Origin of the sequence: Pseudomonas sp. PSB11 (genome assembly GCF_014596605.1) — a bacterium.
GTDB lineage: Bacteria > Pseudomonadota > Gammaproteobacteria > Pseudomonadales > Pseudomonadaceae > Aquipseudomonas > Aquipseudomonas umsongensis.
The window spans coordinates 135378-148423 of sequence record NZ_NOIO01000001.1; the positions used below are offsets into that span (position 1 = coordinate 135378).

Sequence of the window (13046 nt, forward strand, 5' to 3'; positions counted from 1 at the left end):
GGTAACCACTCAAAACGCCCCCTAGTGGGGCGTTTTGCTATCTGTCACTTTTGTCTGGATACCGGTTTATGAGCGCTCCTCGTGAAACCATTGCCGCCGTCGCCACCGCTCAAGGTCGGGGTGGTGTAGGCATCGTTCGTATTTCCGGGCCGTTGGCCAGCGTTGCGGCCGAGGCCTTTAGCGGTCGTGTGCTCAAGCCGCGATTCGCTCACTACGGCCCGTTCCTCGGTGAAAACGACGAAGTGCTCGATCAGGGCATCGCGTTGTATTTTCCCGGACCGAACTCTTTCACTGGCGAAGATGTGTTGGAGTTACAGGGGCACGGAGGCCCGGTTGTTCTGGATATGCTGCTTCAACGCTGTCTTGAACTTGGCTGTCGTCTGGCCCGACCGGGAGAATTCAGCGAACGTGCGTTCCTGAACGACAAGCTAGACCTGGCCCAGGCCGAAGCCATCGCCGACCTGATCGAAGCCAGTTCTGCTCAGGCGGCCCGCAACGCATTGCGCTCCCTGCAAGGCGCCTTTTCGGCTCGTGTGCATAACCTTACGGAGCAACTCATCGGGTTGCGTATTTATGTCGAAGCGGCGATCGACTTTCCGGAAGAGGAAATCGACTTCCTGGCCGACGGTCACGTACTGGGCATGCTCGACAAGGTGCGCGATGAGTTATCCACCGTGATGCGGGAGGCCGGACAGGGCGCCTTGCTGCGCGACGGCATGACCGTGGTCATCGCCGGTCGTCCGAATGCGGGTAAGTCCAGCCTGCTCAATGCGCTGGCCGGCCGTGAAGCGGCCATCGTCACCGAGATCGCCGGCACCACGCGGGACGTCCTTCGCGAACATATCCACATCGATGGCATGCCGCTGCACGTGGTGGATACCGCCGGGTTGCGCGATACCGACGACCATGTGGAAAAAATTGGTGTTGAGCGGGCATTGAAAGCCATCGGCGAGGCCGATCGGGTGCTGCTCGTCGTCGATGCAACCGCGCCGGAAGCGCTCGATCCATTCGCACTATGGCCTGAGTTCCTCGAAACCCGCCCAGATCCGGCGAAAGTCACGTTGATCCGCAACAAAGCCGACCTTACAGGCGAAGCCATGGCCTTGGAAGTCAGCGATGACGGGCACGTCACCATTAGCCTCAGCGCCAAGTCTGCAGGTGTTGGCCTGGAGTTGCTGCGCGACCACCTGAAGGCTTGCATGGGCTATGAACAAACCTCGGAAAGCAGCTTCAGTGCTCGCAGGCGCCACCTGGAAGCATTGCGTCATGCCAGTGCATCCCTTGAGCACGGCCGCGCGCAATTGACCCTGGCGGGTGCCGGAGAATTACTTGCCGAGGATTTGCGCCAGGCTCAGCAGTCGCTGGGAGAAATCACTGGTGCATTCAGCTCCGATGACCTGTTGGGACGAATTTTTTCCAGCTTCTGCATCGGTAAATAGTCTTTCTGTTATCTACAGGCAGGCCGTCCTGGCCTGTCTGCCCCCTCCATTTTCAAAACCATCCCTCCAGTGCCGAGCAGATTTTTCTGCTTGAGCGGCTTTTCCTTGCCCGACTTTCTTTCGATCGACGCTTTTCTGTGGATTAAGCCCTGTTAATAACCGCGGCTAAGGGCAGTTGATAACAGGGCCTCAAAACTGAAGATAACCGCCCCTGTGGATAAGCACCCCATTCATCCACAGGCTTAAACCGGTTATCCAAGGGCCTCATTGGCACATGACCACAGGGTTTTGAATCTCTGTACACAACGTATTTATTGGGCTGTAGCAATCTATCCACAGAAAGGTCGGTCAGTAGAAATAAACATAAAAACAAAGATTTAATAAATTTCTCTCTTTTTAATTTCTATAACCGCCACTTTTCCACAGCTGGTTAAATTTTGTGCAAAGGGTTCTTTAGGAAGGGCGAAGTCCCTATACTTGTCGACCAGGTCCGAAAACCTGAGCTCAAACTATTCCTGAATTACCTAATTAAGCAGGCACGAGGTGCGTGGTGGATTTCCCTTCCCGTTTTGAAGTGATCGTCATCGGCGGCGGTCATGCCGGTACCGAGGCAGCACTGGCCTCAGCACGTATGGGGGTCAAGACCCTATTGCTGACGCATAACGTGGAAACCCTCGGTGCCATGAGTTGCAACCCGGCCATTGGCGGGATCGGCAAAAGCCATCTGGTCAAGGAAATCGACGCCCTCGGCGGTGCGATGGCCATTGCTACCGATAAAGGCGGCATCCAGTTTCGCGTGTTGAATAGCCGCAAAGGCCCAGCCGTACGTGCAACCCGTGCTCAGGCGGACCGGGTTCTGTACAAGGCGGCCGTACGCGAAATCCTGGAAAACCAGCCGAACCTGTGGATATTTCAACAGGCAGCTGATGACTTGATCGTCGAGCAAGAACAAGTCCGGGGTGTTGTCACCCAAATGGGCCTGCGTTTCCTCGCCGATTCGGTGGTTTTGACCACAGGTACCTTCCTTGGTGGACTTATCCACATCGGTTTGCAGAATTTCTCCGGCGGTCGCGCGGGTGATCCGCCATCGATTGCGCTGGCTCAGCGTCTTCGGGAATTGCCACTGCGTGTTGGTCGCCTGAAAACCGGAACACCGCCGCGTATCGACGCACGGTCTGTGGATTTTTCCGTGATGACCGAGCAAGCAGGCGATACACCGATTCCGGTGATGTCGTTCATGGGGTCCAAAGAGCAGCATCCGCGACAGGTCAGTTGCTGGATAACCCACACCAATGCACGGACTCACGAAATAATTGCCGCGAACCTCGACCGTTCGCCGATGTATTCCGCTGCCGGTGAGATCGAAGGCATCGGTCCGCGTTATTGCCCATCGATCGAAGACAAGATTCATCGTTTTGCCGACAAGCAAAGCCATCAGGTTTTCATCGAACCGGAAGGCTTGACGACAAACGAGCTGTACCCGAACGGAATCTCCACCTCCTTGCCGTTCGATGTGCAGTTGCAGATCGTGCAATCGATCCGCGGCATGGAAAACGCACACATCGTGCGTCCTGGCTACGCGATCGAATACGACTATTTCGACCCGCGTGACCTGAAGTACAGTCTGGAAACCAAAGTCATCGGCGGTCTGTTTTTTGCCGGGCAAATCAATGGCACCACCGGTTACGAAGAAGCTGGCGCCCAGGGTTTGCTGGCCGGGACCAACGCCGCACTGCGTGCCCAAGGAAAAGACGCCTGGTGCCCGCGTCGGGACGAAGCCTACATCGGCGTATTGGTCGATGACCTGATTACGCTCGGGACCCAGGAGCCGTACCGGATGTTTACCTCCCGTGCCGAATATCGCCTGATCCTGCGTGAAGACAACGCTGACCTGCGCTTGACCGAAAAAGGCCGCGAATTGGGTCTGGTCGATGACGCGCGTTGGGCGGCGTTCTGCAAAAAACGCGAAAGCATCGAGCTGGAAGAGCAGCGTCTGAAAAGCACCTGGGTACGGCCGGGCACCGAACAGGGCGATGCGATTGCCGAAAAATTCGGCACGCCACTGACCCATGAATACAACTTGCTCAATCTGCTGAGCCGTCCGGAAATCGACTACGCTGGTCTGATCGCCGTGACCGGTGGGGGCGCAGAAGATCCACAGGTTGCCGAGCAGGTCGAAATCAAGACCAAGTACGCGGGTTACATCGACCGCCAACAGGATGAAATCGCCCGTCTGCGGGCCAGCGAAGACACCAAACTGCCTGTGGATATCGATTACACGAACATTTCCGGCCTGTCCAAAGAGATCCAGAGCAAGCTCGGCGCGACCCGTCCAGAGACATTGGGTCAGGCGTCACGCATCCCGGGCGTGACACCGGCAGCCATTTCCCTGTTGATGATTCATCTGAAAAAACGCGGCGCGGGCCGTCAGTTGGAGCAAAGCGCTTGAGTTCGTTGGTCACCCCGCAACACGCAGAAGAGTTATCCACAGGCGCTCGTCAGCTCGGAGTCGCTCTGACCGAAACCCAGCATGCACAGCTGCTGGGTTATCTGGCCCTGTTGATAAAATGGAACAAGGCCTACAACCTCACCGCGGTCCGCGATCCCGACGAAATGGTGTCCCGTCATTTGCTCGATAGCCTGAGCGTGATGTCGTTCGTCGAAAACGGTCGCTGGCTCGACGTTGGAAGCGGTGGCGGTATGCCGGGCATTCCCCTGGCCATCCTCTTTCCCGAGTCACAAGTGACCTGCCTGGACAGCAACGGCAAGAAAACCCGCTTCCTGACACAGGTCAAGCTCGAGCTGAAACTGGATAACCTGCAAGTTATCCACAGTCGCGTCGAAGCGTTCCAGCCTGCACAACCCTTCAACGGGATCATCTCCCGGGCCTTCAGCAGCATGGAAAACTTCAGCAACTGGACGCGCCACCTCGGTGACACCGATACACGCTGGCTGGCAATGAAGGGCGTTCATCCCGCCGATGAGCTGGTAGCATTGCCGACAGACTTCCACCTCGATAGCGAACACGCCCTGGCCGTTCCTGGTTGCCAAGGCCAACGCCATCTGCTGATACTGCGCCGCACGGCATGATTGGGAACACAAGCAAGAATGGCTAAGGTATTCGCGATAGCGAACCAAAAGGGTGGTGTGGGCAAGACCACCACCTGTATCAACCTCGCAGCATCCCTGGTCGCAACCAAGCGTCGGGTATTGCTGATCGATCTCGATCCACAGGGCAACGCCACCATGGGTAGCGGTGTGGATAAACACGGCCTGGAAAACTCGGTCTATGACCTGTTGATCGGGGAATGCGACCTGGCCCAGGCCATGCATTTCTCCGAGCACGGCGGTTACCAGCTGTTGCCGGCCAACCGGGACCTGACCGCGGCCGAAGTGGTTCTGCTGGAAATGCAGATGAAGGAGAGCCGCCTGCGCAGTGCGTTGGCGCCGATCCGCGAAAACTACGATTACATTTTGATCGACTGCCCGCCGTCACTCTCGATGCTGACCTTGAACGCACTGGTAGCCGCCGACGGGGTGATTATCCCCATGCAGTGCGAGTACTTCGCACTCGAAGGCTTGAGCGACCTTGTGGATAACATCAAGCGCATCGCCGAGCTGCTCAATCCGAACCTCAAGGTTGAAGGCCTGTTGCGTACGATGTACGACCCGCGCCTGAGCCTGATGAACGATGTATCGGCCCAGCTCAAGGAACACTTCGGCGATCAGCTGTACGACACGGTCATTCCGCGCAACATTCGCCTGGCGGAAGCGCCGAGCTACGGCATGCCGGCCCTGGCGTACGACAAATCATCGCGCGGTGCCGTGGCCTATTTGGCCCTGGCGGGCGAAATGGTCCGTCGCCAACGCAAAAACTCACGCATCGCCGCTGCTCAGGCAACTTAAGGAATCCCCATGGCCGTCAAGAAACGAGGTCTCGGACGTGGACTGGATGCACTGCTGAGTGGTCCGAGTGTCAGCGCGCTGGAAGAACAGGCGGTGCAGGCCGATCAGCGAGAGTTGCAGCACCTGCCGCTGGATCTGCTGCAGCGCGGCAAGTACCAGCCGCGTCGCGATATGGATCCCCAGGCGCTCGAAGAGCTGGCGCAATCGATCAAGGCACAAGGCGTGATGCAGCCGATCGTTGTGCGGCCGATCGGTAGCGGCCGCTACGAAATCATTGCCGGCGAACGCCGCTGGCGTGCCAGCCAGCAAGCTGGCCAGGAAACCATCCCGGCGATGGTGCGTGATGTACCGGATGAAACCGCGATCGCCATTGCGCTGATCGAGAACATCCAGCGCGAAGACCTCAATCCGATTGAAGAAGCGGTGGCCTTGCAGCGCCTGCAGACGGAATTCCAGCTGACCCAGCAACAAGTCGCCGAAGCCGTGGGCAAGTCCCGGGTAACCGTGGCCAACCTGCTGCGCCTGATTTCGCTGCCGGAAGTCATCAAGACCATGCTGTCCCACGGTGACCTGGAAATGGGTCATGCCCGGGCATTGCTCGGTTTGCCGGATAATCAACAGGTCGAAGGGGCGCGACATGTTGTCGCACGCGGGCTGACCGTGCGCCAGACTGAAGCACTGGTTCGCCAGTGGTTGAGTGGCAAACCGGAGCCTGTGGAACCCTCCAAACCGGACCCGGATATTGCCCGCCTGGAACAGCGCCTGGCCGAGCGGCTGGGCTCTGCGGTGCAGATTCGCCACGGGAAGAAGGGTAAAGGGCAACTGGTTATTGGCTACAACTCTTTGGATGAACTTCAGGGTGTGCTCGCACACATTCGCTGAAACAATTCCTTATGTAGCGCGCAGTCGGAAATCACTACCTGACAGTTGAATAGGGGCAGAACCGCCCCTATACTCTGCGCGCATTTTGTCGGCACAAATTATGCCAAGTTATTGAATTCTGGCAGCCGACCATTGGAGAGCAATAGTGATGGAAACCCGCACGCCAAACCGCTTGCCCTTCCATCGCCTGGCAGTTTTTCCGGTGTTAATGGCTCAATTTGTCGTTTTGCTGATTGCTGCTTTGGCGCTTTGGCAATGGCATGGAGTCGTTGCCGGGTACTCGGGACTTTGCGGAGGCCTGATAGCCTTGCTGCCCAATGTTTATTTTGCTCACAGGGCATTTCGGTTTTCCGGCGCCCGAGCAGCCCAGTCCATCGTCCGGTCTTTTTATGCCGGCGAGGCAGGCAAACTGATTTTGACGGCAGTGCTGTTTGCACTGGTGTTCGCAGGTGTGAAGCCATTGGCACCGATTGCAGTATTCGGTGTCTTCGTGCTGACTCAGTCAGTCAGCTGGTTCGCTCCCCTGCTGATGAGAACAAGACTTTCGAGACCTTAGGGCGTTTGAGGCAACCATGGCAGAAACAACCGCTTCGGGCTATATCCAGCACCACTTGCAGAACCTGACCTTCGGTCAGCACCCTACCGGCGGCTGGGGCTTTGCCCACACCGCAGCAGAAGCCAAGGAAATGGGCTTTTGGGCTTTCCACGTCGATACCCTCGGCTGGTCGGTCGCATTGGGTCTGATCTTCGTTCTTCTTTTCCGCATGGCGGCCAAGAAAGCGACTTCCGGTCAGCCAGGTGCTTTGCAGAACTTCGTTGAAGTATTGGTCGAATTCGTCGATGGCAGCGTGAAAGACAGCTTCCATGGCCGTAGCCCGGTGATTGCACCGCTGGCACTGACCATCTTCGTCTGGGTGTTCCTGATGAACGCCGTCGACCTGGTACCGGTCGACTGGATTCCTCAACTGGCCATCCTGATCTCCGGTGACCACCACATCCCATTCCGCGCCGTGTCGACAACCGACCCGAACGCGACTCTGGGCATGGCGTTCTCGGTTTTCGCTCTGATCATTTTCTATAGCATCAAGGTCAAGGGCCTCGGCGGTTTCATCGGCGAGCTGACCCTGCACCCGTTCGGCAGCAAGAACATCTTCGTTCAGGCCCTGCTGATCCCGGTGAACTTCCTGCTGGAATTCGTGACCCTGATCGCCAAGCCGATCTCCCTGGCCCTGCGTCTGTTCGGCAACATGTATGCCGGCGAGCTGGTGTTCATTCTGATCGCTGTGATGTTCGGCAGCGGCCTGCTCTGGCTTAGTGGCCTGGGCGTTGTTCTGCAGTGGGCGTGGGCTGTGTTCCACATCCTGATCATCACCCTGCAGGCGTTCATCTTCATGATGCTGACCATCGTTTACCTGTCGATGGCGCACGAAGAAAACCATTAAGACCAGTCTCGACTAGTCTGATGTCCCTCCCGGTCAAACGGGAGGGTGCTCCTCACGGGGCATCTGAAACGATTTGTTTTACCGCTTTAAATTAAAAAAACCTAAACCATACGACGTAAAAGTCGGGAGGAAAGATGGAAACTGTAGTTGGTCTAACCGCTATCGCTGTTGCACTGTTGATCGGCCTGGGCGCACTGGGTACCGCAATTGGTTTCGGCCTGTTGGGTGGCAAGTTCCTGGAAGGCGCAGCGCGTCAGCCAGAAATGGTTCCAATGCTGCAAGTTAAAATGTTCATCGTTGCCGGTCTGCTCGACGCCGTAACCATGATCGGTGTTGGTATCGCTCTGTTCTTCACCTTTGCGAACCCGTTCGTTGGTCAGATCGCTGGCTAATTACTCGGATAATCCGGGTAATTTGGTGTGATGGACAACGTAACTGCGAGGTGTTGGCGTGAACATTAATGCGACCCTGATTGGCCAGTCCGTTGCGTTCCTGATTTTTGTACTGTTCTGCATGAAGTTCGTATGGCCTCCGGTCATTGCGGCATTGCACGAACGTCAAAAGAAGATCGCTGATGGTCTGGACGCTGCCAGCCGTGCAGCTCGTGACCTGGAGTTGGCCCAAGAGAAAGCGGGTCAGCAACTGCGCGAAGCGAAAGCTCAGGCAGCTGAAATCATCGAGCAAGCCAAGAAACGCGGTAATCAGATTGTTGAAGAGGCTGTTGAAAAAGCCCGTATCGACGCTGACCGTGTGAAGGTTCAGGCTCAGGCCGAGATCGAACAGGAACTGAACAGTGTCAAAGACGCCCTGCGTGCCCAAGTGGGCTTGCTGGCAGTCGGCGGCGCCGAGAAGATCCTGGGTGCCACAATCGATCAAAACGCGCACGCAGAGCTGGTTAACCAACTGGCTGCTGAAATCTAAGCGAGGGCGATCATGGCAGAACTGACCACGTTGGCCCGACCTTACGCTAAGGCGGCCTTCGAGCACGCTCAGGCCCACCAGCAACTGGCCAATTGGTCAGCCATGCTCGGCCTGGCAGCAGCGGTATCGCAAGACGATACCCTGCAGCGCGTGCTCAAGGCCCCGCGACTGACGAGCGCAGAAAAGGCCGCCACGTTCATTGACGTGTGCGGCGACAAGTTCGATGCCAAGGCACAGAATTTCATCAACGTCGTTGCCGAAAACGACCGTCTCCCGCTGTTGCCGGAGATTTCCGCTCTGTTCGACCTGTACAAGGCCGAGCAAGAGAAGTCGGTAGACGTTGAAGTGACCAGTGCATTTGCATTGAACCAAGAACAGCAAGACAAACTCGCCAAGGTTCTCAGTGCACGACTCAACCGGGAAGTGCGCCTGCAAGTTGCGGAGGATGCCGCCCTGATAGGTGGTGTCGTAATCCGCGCCGGCGACCTGGTTATCGATGGCTCGATTCGCGGCAAAATCGCGAAACTTGCCGAAGCATTGAAATCTTGAGTTTGAAGGGGCAGCAGAGCAATGCAGCAACTCAATCCTTCCGAAATAAGTGAAATTATCAAGGGCCGCATCGACAAGCTCGATGTGACCTCCCAAGCCCGTAACGAAGGCACTGTCGTCAGCGTATCTGACGGCATCGTGCGGATTCACGGTCTGGCCGACGTCATGTACGGCGAGATGATCGAGTTTCCGGGCGGCGTCTACGGTATGGCACTCAACCTGGAGCAAGACTCCGTAGGTGCCGTTGTTTTGGGCGCATACCAGTCTCTGGCTGAAGGCATGAGCGCCAAGTGCACCGGCCGCATCCTCGAAGTTCCAGTTGGTAAGGAACTGCTGGGTCGCGTAGTCGACGCACTGGGCAACCCTGTTGACGGTAAAGGTCCACTGGGCAACACCGAGACCGACGCGGTCGAGAAAGTTGCTCCAGGCGTGATCTGGCGTAAGTCGGTAGACCAGCCTGTACAGACTGGCTACAAGGCTGTCGATGCCATGATCCCTGTCGGCCGTGGCCAGCGTGAGCTGATCATCGGTGACCGTCAGATCGGTAAAACCGCTCTGGCGATCGATGCGATCATCAACCAGAAGAACAGCGGCATTTTCTGCGTATACGTAGCCATTGGTCAGAAGCAATCGACCATCGCCAACGTGGTTCGCAAGCTGGAAGAAAACGGCGCCCTGGCCAACACGATCATCGTGGCTGCCAGTGCTTCGGAATCTCCTGCGCTGCAATTCCTGGCACCGTACTCCGGTTGCACCATGGGTGAATTCTTCCGCGACCGCGGTGAAGACGCGCTGATCGTTTATGACGATCTGTCCAAGCAAGCAGTGGCTTACCGCCAGATTTCCCTGCTGCTGCGCCGTCCACCAGGCCGTGAAGCTTACCCAGGCGACGTGTTCTATCTCCACTCCCGTCTGCTGGAGCGCGCATCCCGCGTTTCGGAAGAGTACGTAGAGAAGTTCACCAACGGCGCAGTGACCGGCAAAACCGGTTCCCTGACCGCACTGCCGATCATCGAAACCCAGGCTGGCGACGTTTCCGCGTTCGTTCCGACCAACGTGATTTCCATCACCGACGGTCAGATCTTCCTGGAATCGGCCATGTTCAACTCGGGCATCCGTCCTGCAGTGAACGCCGGTGTTTCGGTATCCCGTGTGGGTGGTGCCGCTCAGACCAAGATCATCAAGAAGCTGTCCGGTGGTATCCGTACCGCTCTGGCTCAGTACCGTGAACTGGCGGCATTCGCCCAGTTCGCTTCTGACCTGGACGAAGCGACCCGTAAGCAACTTGAGCATGGTCAGCGCGTTACCGAGCTGATGAAGCAGAAGCAATACGCCCCAATGTCGATCGCTGACATGGCGTTGTCGCTGTATGCCGCTGAGCGTGGGTTCCTGACTGACGTCGAAATCGCCAAGGTCGGCAGCTTTGAACAAGCGCTGATTGCTTACTTCAACCGCGATCACGCCGAATTGATGGCGAAGATCAACGTGAAGGGTGACTTCAATGACGATATCGACGCTGGCATGAAAGCCGGTATCGAGAAGTTCAAGGCCACCCAAACCTGGTAAGCCGCAGCGGGAGCCGCAAGGCTCCCGCTTGCTAACCTGATAGGTGTTACATGGCAGGCGCAAAAGAGATTCGCAGTAAGATTGCGAGCATCAAAAGCACGCAAAAAATTACCAGCGCCATGGAAAAAGTGGCGGTCAGCAAAATGCGCAAGGCACAAATGCGCATGGCTGCTAGCCGTCCTTATGCGGAGCGCATCCGCCAGGTTATTGGGCATCTGGCCAACGCCAACCCGGAATACCGCCACCCGTTCATGATCGACCGCGAAATCAAGCGTGTTGGTTATGTCGTAGTGAGCAGTGACCGTGGTCTGTGCGGTGGCTTGAACACCAACCTGTTCAAGGCCCTGGTCAAGGACATGGCGGTAAACCGCGAGAAAGGCGTCGAGATTGATCTGTGTGTAGTGGGTAGCAAGGGTGCGGCCTTTTTCCGCAACTTCGGCGGCAACGTCGTAGCAGCTATCAGCCACCTGGGTGAAGAGCCGTCGATCAACGACTTGATCGGTAGCGTCAAAGTGATGCTGGATGCCTACCTGGACGGCCGTATTGACCGCCTGTCCGTGGTTTCCAACAAGTTCATCAACACCATGACGCAACAGCCTACCGTGGAGCAATTGATTCCACTGGTGGCAACCCCGGATCAGGACCTCAAGCACCACTGGGACTATCTCTACGAACCGGATGCCAAAGAGCTGCTTGACGGCTTGATGGTCCGCTACGTTGAGTCGCAGGTCTACCAGGCGGTGGTCGAGAACAACGCGGCTGAACAAGCTGCGCGGATGATCGCGATGAAGAACGCTACCGACAACGCCGGTGATTTGATCAGCGATTTGCAGCTGGTCTACAACAAGGCGCGTCAGGCTGCGATCACCCAAGAGATCTCGGAAATCGTCGGCGGCGCTGCCGCGGTTTAACGGTTCAAATATTCAGAGGATCCAGCTATGAGTAGCGGACGTATCGTTCAAATCATCGGCGCCGTTATCGACGTGGAATTTCCACGCGACAGCGTACCGAGCATCTACAACGCGCTGAAAGTAGTGAGCGCGGCTGAAACCACCCTGGAAGTTCAGCAGCAGCTGGGCGACGGCGTGGTTCGTACCATTGCGATGGGTTCCACCGAGGGCTTGAAGCGCGGTCTGGAAGTGACCGACTCTGGCGCAGCCATCTCCGTACCGGTCGGTAAAGCGACCCTGGGCCGGATCATGGACGTACTGGGCAACCCGATCGACGAAGCTGGCCCAATCGCCACCGACGAGCGTTGGGGTATCCACCGTGCAGCGCCTTCGTTCGCTGAACAAGCAGGCGGCAACGACCTGCTGGAAACCGGCATCAAGGTTATCGACCTGGTTTGCCCGTTCGCCAAGGGTGGTAAAGTTGGTCTGTTCGGTGGTGCCGGTGTAGGCAAAACCGTAAACATGATGGAACTGATCCGTAACATCGCCATCGAGCACAGCGGTTATTCCGTGTTCGCCGGTGTGGGTGAGCGTACTCGTGAGGGTAACGACTTCTACCACGAGATGAAGGACTCCAACGTTCTGGACAAAGTGGCACTGGTTTACGGTCAGATGAACGAGCCGCCGGGTAACCGTCTGCGCGTAGCACTGACCGGCCTGACCATGGCCGAGAAGTTCCGTGACGAAGGTAACGACGTTCTGCTGTTCGTCGACAACATCTATCGTTACACCCTGGCCGGTACTGAAGTATCCGCACTGCTGGGCCGTATGCCTTCGGCAGTAGGTTACCAGCCGACCCTGGCTGAAGAGATGGGCGTTCTGCAAGAACGTATCACTTCGACCAAGGAAGGTTCGATCACTTCGATCCAAGCGGTATACGTACCTGCGGACGACTTGACCGACCCGTCGCCAGCGACCACCTTCGCCCACTTGGACGCCACCGTCGTTCTGTCCCGTGACATCGCTTCCCTGGGTATCTACCCAGCGGTAGACCCACTGGACTCGACTTCGCGCCAGCTGGACCCGAACGTTATCGGCCAGGACCACTACGACACCGCTCGCGGCGTCCAGTACGTTCTGCAGCGTTACAAAGAACTGAAGGACATCATTGCGATCCTGGGTATGGACGAGCTGTCGGAAGCCGACAAGCAGTTGGTAAACCGTGCTCGTAAGATCCAGCGTTTCTTGTCGCAGCCGTTCTTCGTGGCTGAAGTCTTCACCGGTGCATCGGGTAAATACGTTTCCCTGAAAGACACCATTGCTGGCTTCAAAGGCATCCTCAACGGTGACTACGACCACCTGCCAGAACAAGCGTTCTACATGGTTGGCGGCATCGAAGAAGCGATCGAGAAAGCCAAGAAACTGTAATCCCGGCGCCCGGAAACGGGCGC

At 57.0% G+C, this 13046-nt stretch carries 13 protein-coding genes; all 13 read left to right on the forward strand.

All coding sequences use genetic code 11. The features are described from left to right. Positions 1-68: 68 nt before the first annotated feature. The 13 genes from mnmE (at position 69) to atpD (ending at position 13023) form a co-directional block, all read left to right on the forward strand. A complete protein-coding gene (gene mnmE / locus CGA21_RS00645; protein WP_110748361.1) occupies positions 69-1439 on the forward strand; it encodes a tRNA uridine-5-carboxymethylaminomethyl(34) synthesis GTPase MnmE in 1371 nt (456 codons plus the stop codon). A 550-nt stretch (positions 1440-1989) separates the two neighbouring features. Next, a complete protein-coding gene (gene mnmG / locus CGA21_RS00650) occupies positions 1990-3888 on the forward strand; it encodes a tRNA uridine-5-carboxymethylaminomethyl(34) synthesis enzyme MnmG (protein ID WP_110748358.1) in 1899 nt (632 codons plus the stop codon). Continuing rightward, positions 3885-4529: a 16S rRNA (guanine(527)-N(7))-methyltransferase RsmG gene (gene rsmG / locus CGA21_RS00655; RefSeq protein WP_008064612.1), complete on the forward strand. Its 645-nt coding sequence runs from the start codon at positions 3885-3887 to the stop codon at positions 4527-4529. Before mnmG ends, rsmG begins: the two co-directional genes overlap by 4 nt. 18 nt (positions 4530-4547) lie before the next feature. Beyond that, positions 4548-5345 (forward strand): ParA family protein, encoded by a 798-nt coding sequence (locus tag CGA21_RS00660; protein ID WP_008064610.1) that lies wholly within the window; start codon positions 4548-4550, stop codon positions 5343-5345. A 9-nt stretch (positions 5346-5354) separates the two neighbouring features. Next, positions 5355-6227 (forward strand): ParB/RepB/Spo0J family partition protein, encoded by an 873-nt coding sequence (locus CGA21_RS00665; protein WP_008064607.1) that lies wholly within the window; start codon positions 5355-5357, stop codon positions 6225-6227. Positions 6228-6375: 148 nt separating this feature from the next. Then, complete coding sequence (locus CGA21_RS00670; RefSeq protein ID WP_008064605.1) at positions 6376-6783, forward strand: F0F1 ATP synthase subunit I; 408 nt, start codon at positions 6376-6378, stop codon at positions 6781-6783. 16 nt (positions 6784-6799) lie between these two features. Then, positions 6800-7669, forward strand: a complete 870-nt coding sequence (atpB, locus tag CGA21_RS00675) for a F0F1 ATP synthase subunit A (protein ID WP_007969902.1) — start codon at positions 6800-6802, stop codon at positions 7667-7669. 134 nt (positions 7670-7803) lie between these two features. Continuing rightward, on the forward strand, positions 7804-8061 hold the full coding sequence (atpE, locus tag CGA21_RS00680) for a F0F1 ATP synthase subunit C (RefSeq protein WP_003097235.1): 258 nt from the start codon (positions 7804-7806) through the stop codon (positions 8059-8061). Positions 8062-8119: 58 nt separating this feature from the next. Next, the gene (locus tag CGA21_RS00685; RefSeq protein ID WP_008064601.1) at positions 8120-8590 is read left to right on the forward strand and encodes a F0F1 ATP synthase subunit B; all 471 of its coding nucleotides are present in this window, start codon (positions 8120-8122) and stop codon (positions 8588-8590) included. A gap of 12 nt (positions 8591-8602) precedes the next feature. Beyond that, entirely contained in the window at positions 8603-9139 is a 537-nt protein-coding gene (locus tag CGA21_RS00690; RefSeq protein WP_008064599.1) for a F0F1 ATP synthase subunit delta, read from the forward strand. A 21-nt stretch (positions 9140-9160) separates the two neighbouring features. Further along, entirely contained in the window at positions 9161-10705 is a 1545-nt protein-coding gene (gene atpA, locus CGA21_RS00695; protein ID WP_020797985.1) for a F0F1 ATP synthase subunit alpha, read from the forward strand. Positions 10706-10755: 50 nt separating this feature from the next. After that, the gene (gene atpG / locus CGA21_RS00700) at positions 10756-11616 is read left to right on the forward strand and encodes a F0F1 ATP synthase subunit gamma (protein ID WP_008064595.1); all 861 of its coding nucleotides are present in this window, start codon (positions 10756-10758) and stop codon (positions 11614-11616) included. Positions 11617-11643: 27 nt separating this feature from the next. After that, positions 11644-13023, forward strand: coding sequence for a F0F1 ATP synthase subunit beta (gene atpD, locus CGA21_RS00705; protein WP_020797984.1), 1380 nt, complete (start codon positions 11644-11646; stop codon positions 13021-13023). Positions 13024-13046: the final 23 nt, after the last annotated feature.

Bases quoted from the DNA above. Each gene is read 5' to 3' on its own strand.
- CGA21_RS00660 (WP_008064610.1), top strand. From the start codon at position 4,548: ATGGCTAAGGTATTCGCGATAGCGAACCAAAAGGGTGGTGTGGGCAAG.
- atpB (WP_007969902.1), top strand. From the start codon at position 6,800: ATGGCAGAAACAACCGCTTCGGGCTATATCCAGCACCACTTGCAGAAC.
- mnmE (WP_110748361.1), top strand. From the start codon at position 69: ATGAGCGCTCCTCGTGAAACCATTGCCGCCGTCGCCACCGCTCAAGGT.
- atpE (WP_003097235.1), top strand. From the start codon at position 7,804: ATGGAAACTGTAGTTGGTCTAACCGCTATCGCTGTTGCACTGTTGATC.
- CGA21_RS00690 (WP_008064599.1), top strand. From the start codon at position 8,603: ATGGCAGAACTGACCACGTTGGCCCGACCTTACGCTAAGGCGGCCTTC.
- atpG (WP_008064595.1), top strand. From the start codon at position 10,756: ATGGCAGGCGCAAAAGAGATTCGCAGTAAGATTGCGAGCATCAAAAGC.
- atpD (WP_020797984.1), top strand. From the start codon at position 11,644: ATGAGTAGCGGACGTATCGTTCAAATCATCGGCGCCGTTATCGACGTG.
- atpA (WP_020797985.1), top strand. From the start codon at position 9,161: ATGCAGCAACTCAATCCTTCCGAAATAAGTGAAATTATCAAGGGCCGC.
- CGA21_RS00665 (WP_008064607.1), top strand. From the start codon at position 5,355: ATGGCCGTCAAGAAACGAGGTCTCGGACGTGGACTGGATGCACTGCTG.
- CGA21_RS00670 (WP_008064605.1), top strand. From the start codon at position 6,376: ATGGAAACCCGCACGCCAAACCGCTTGCCCTTCCATCGCCTGGCAGTT.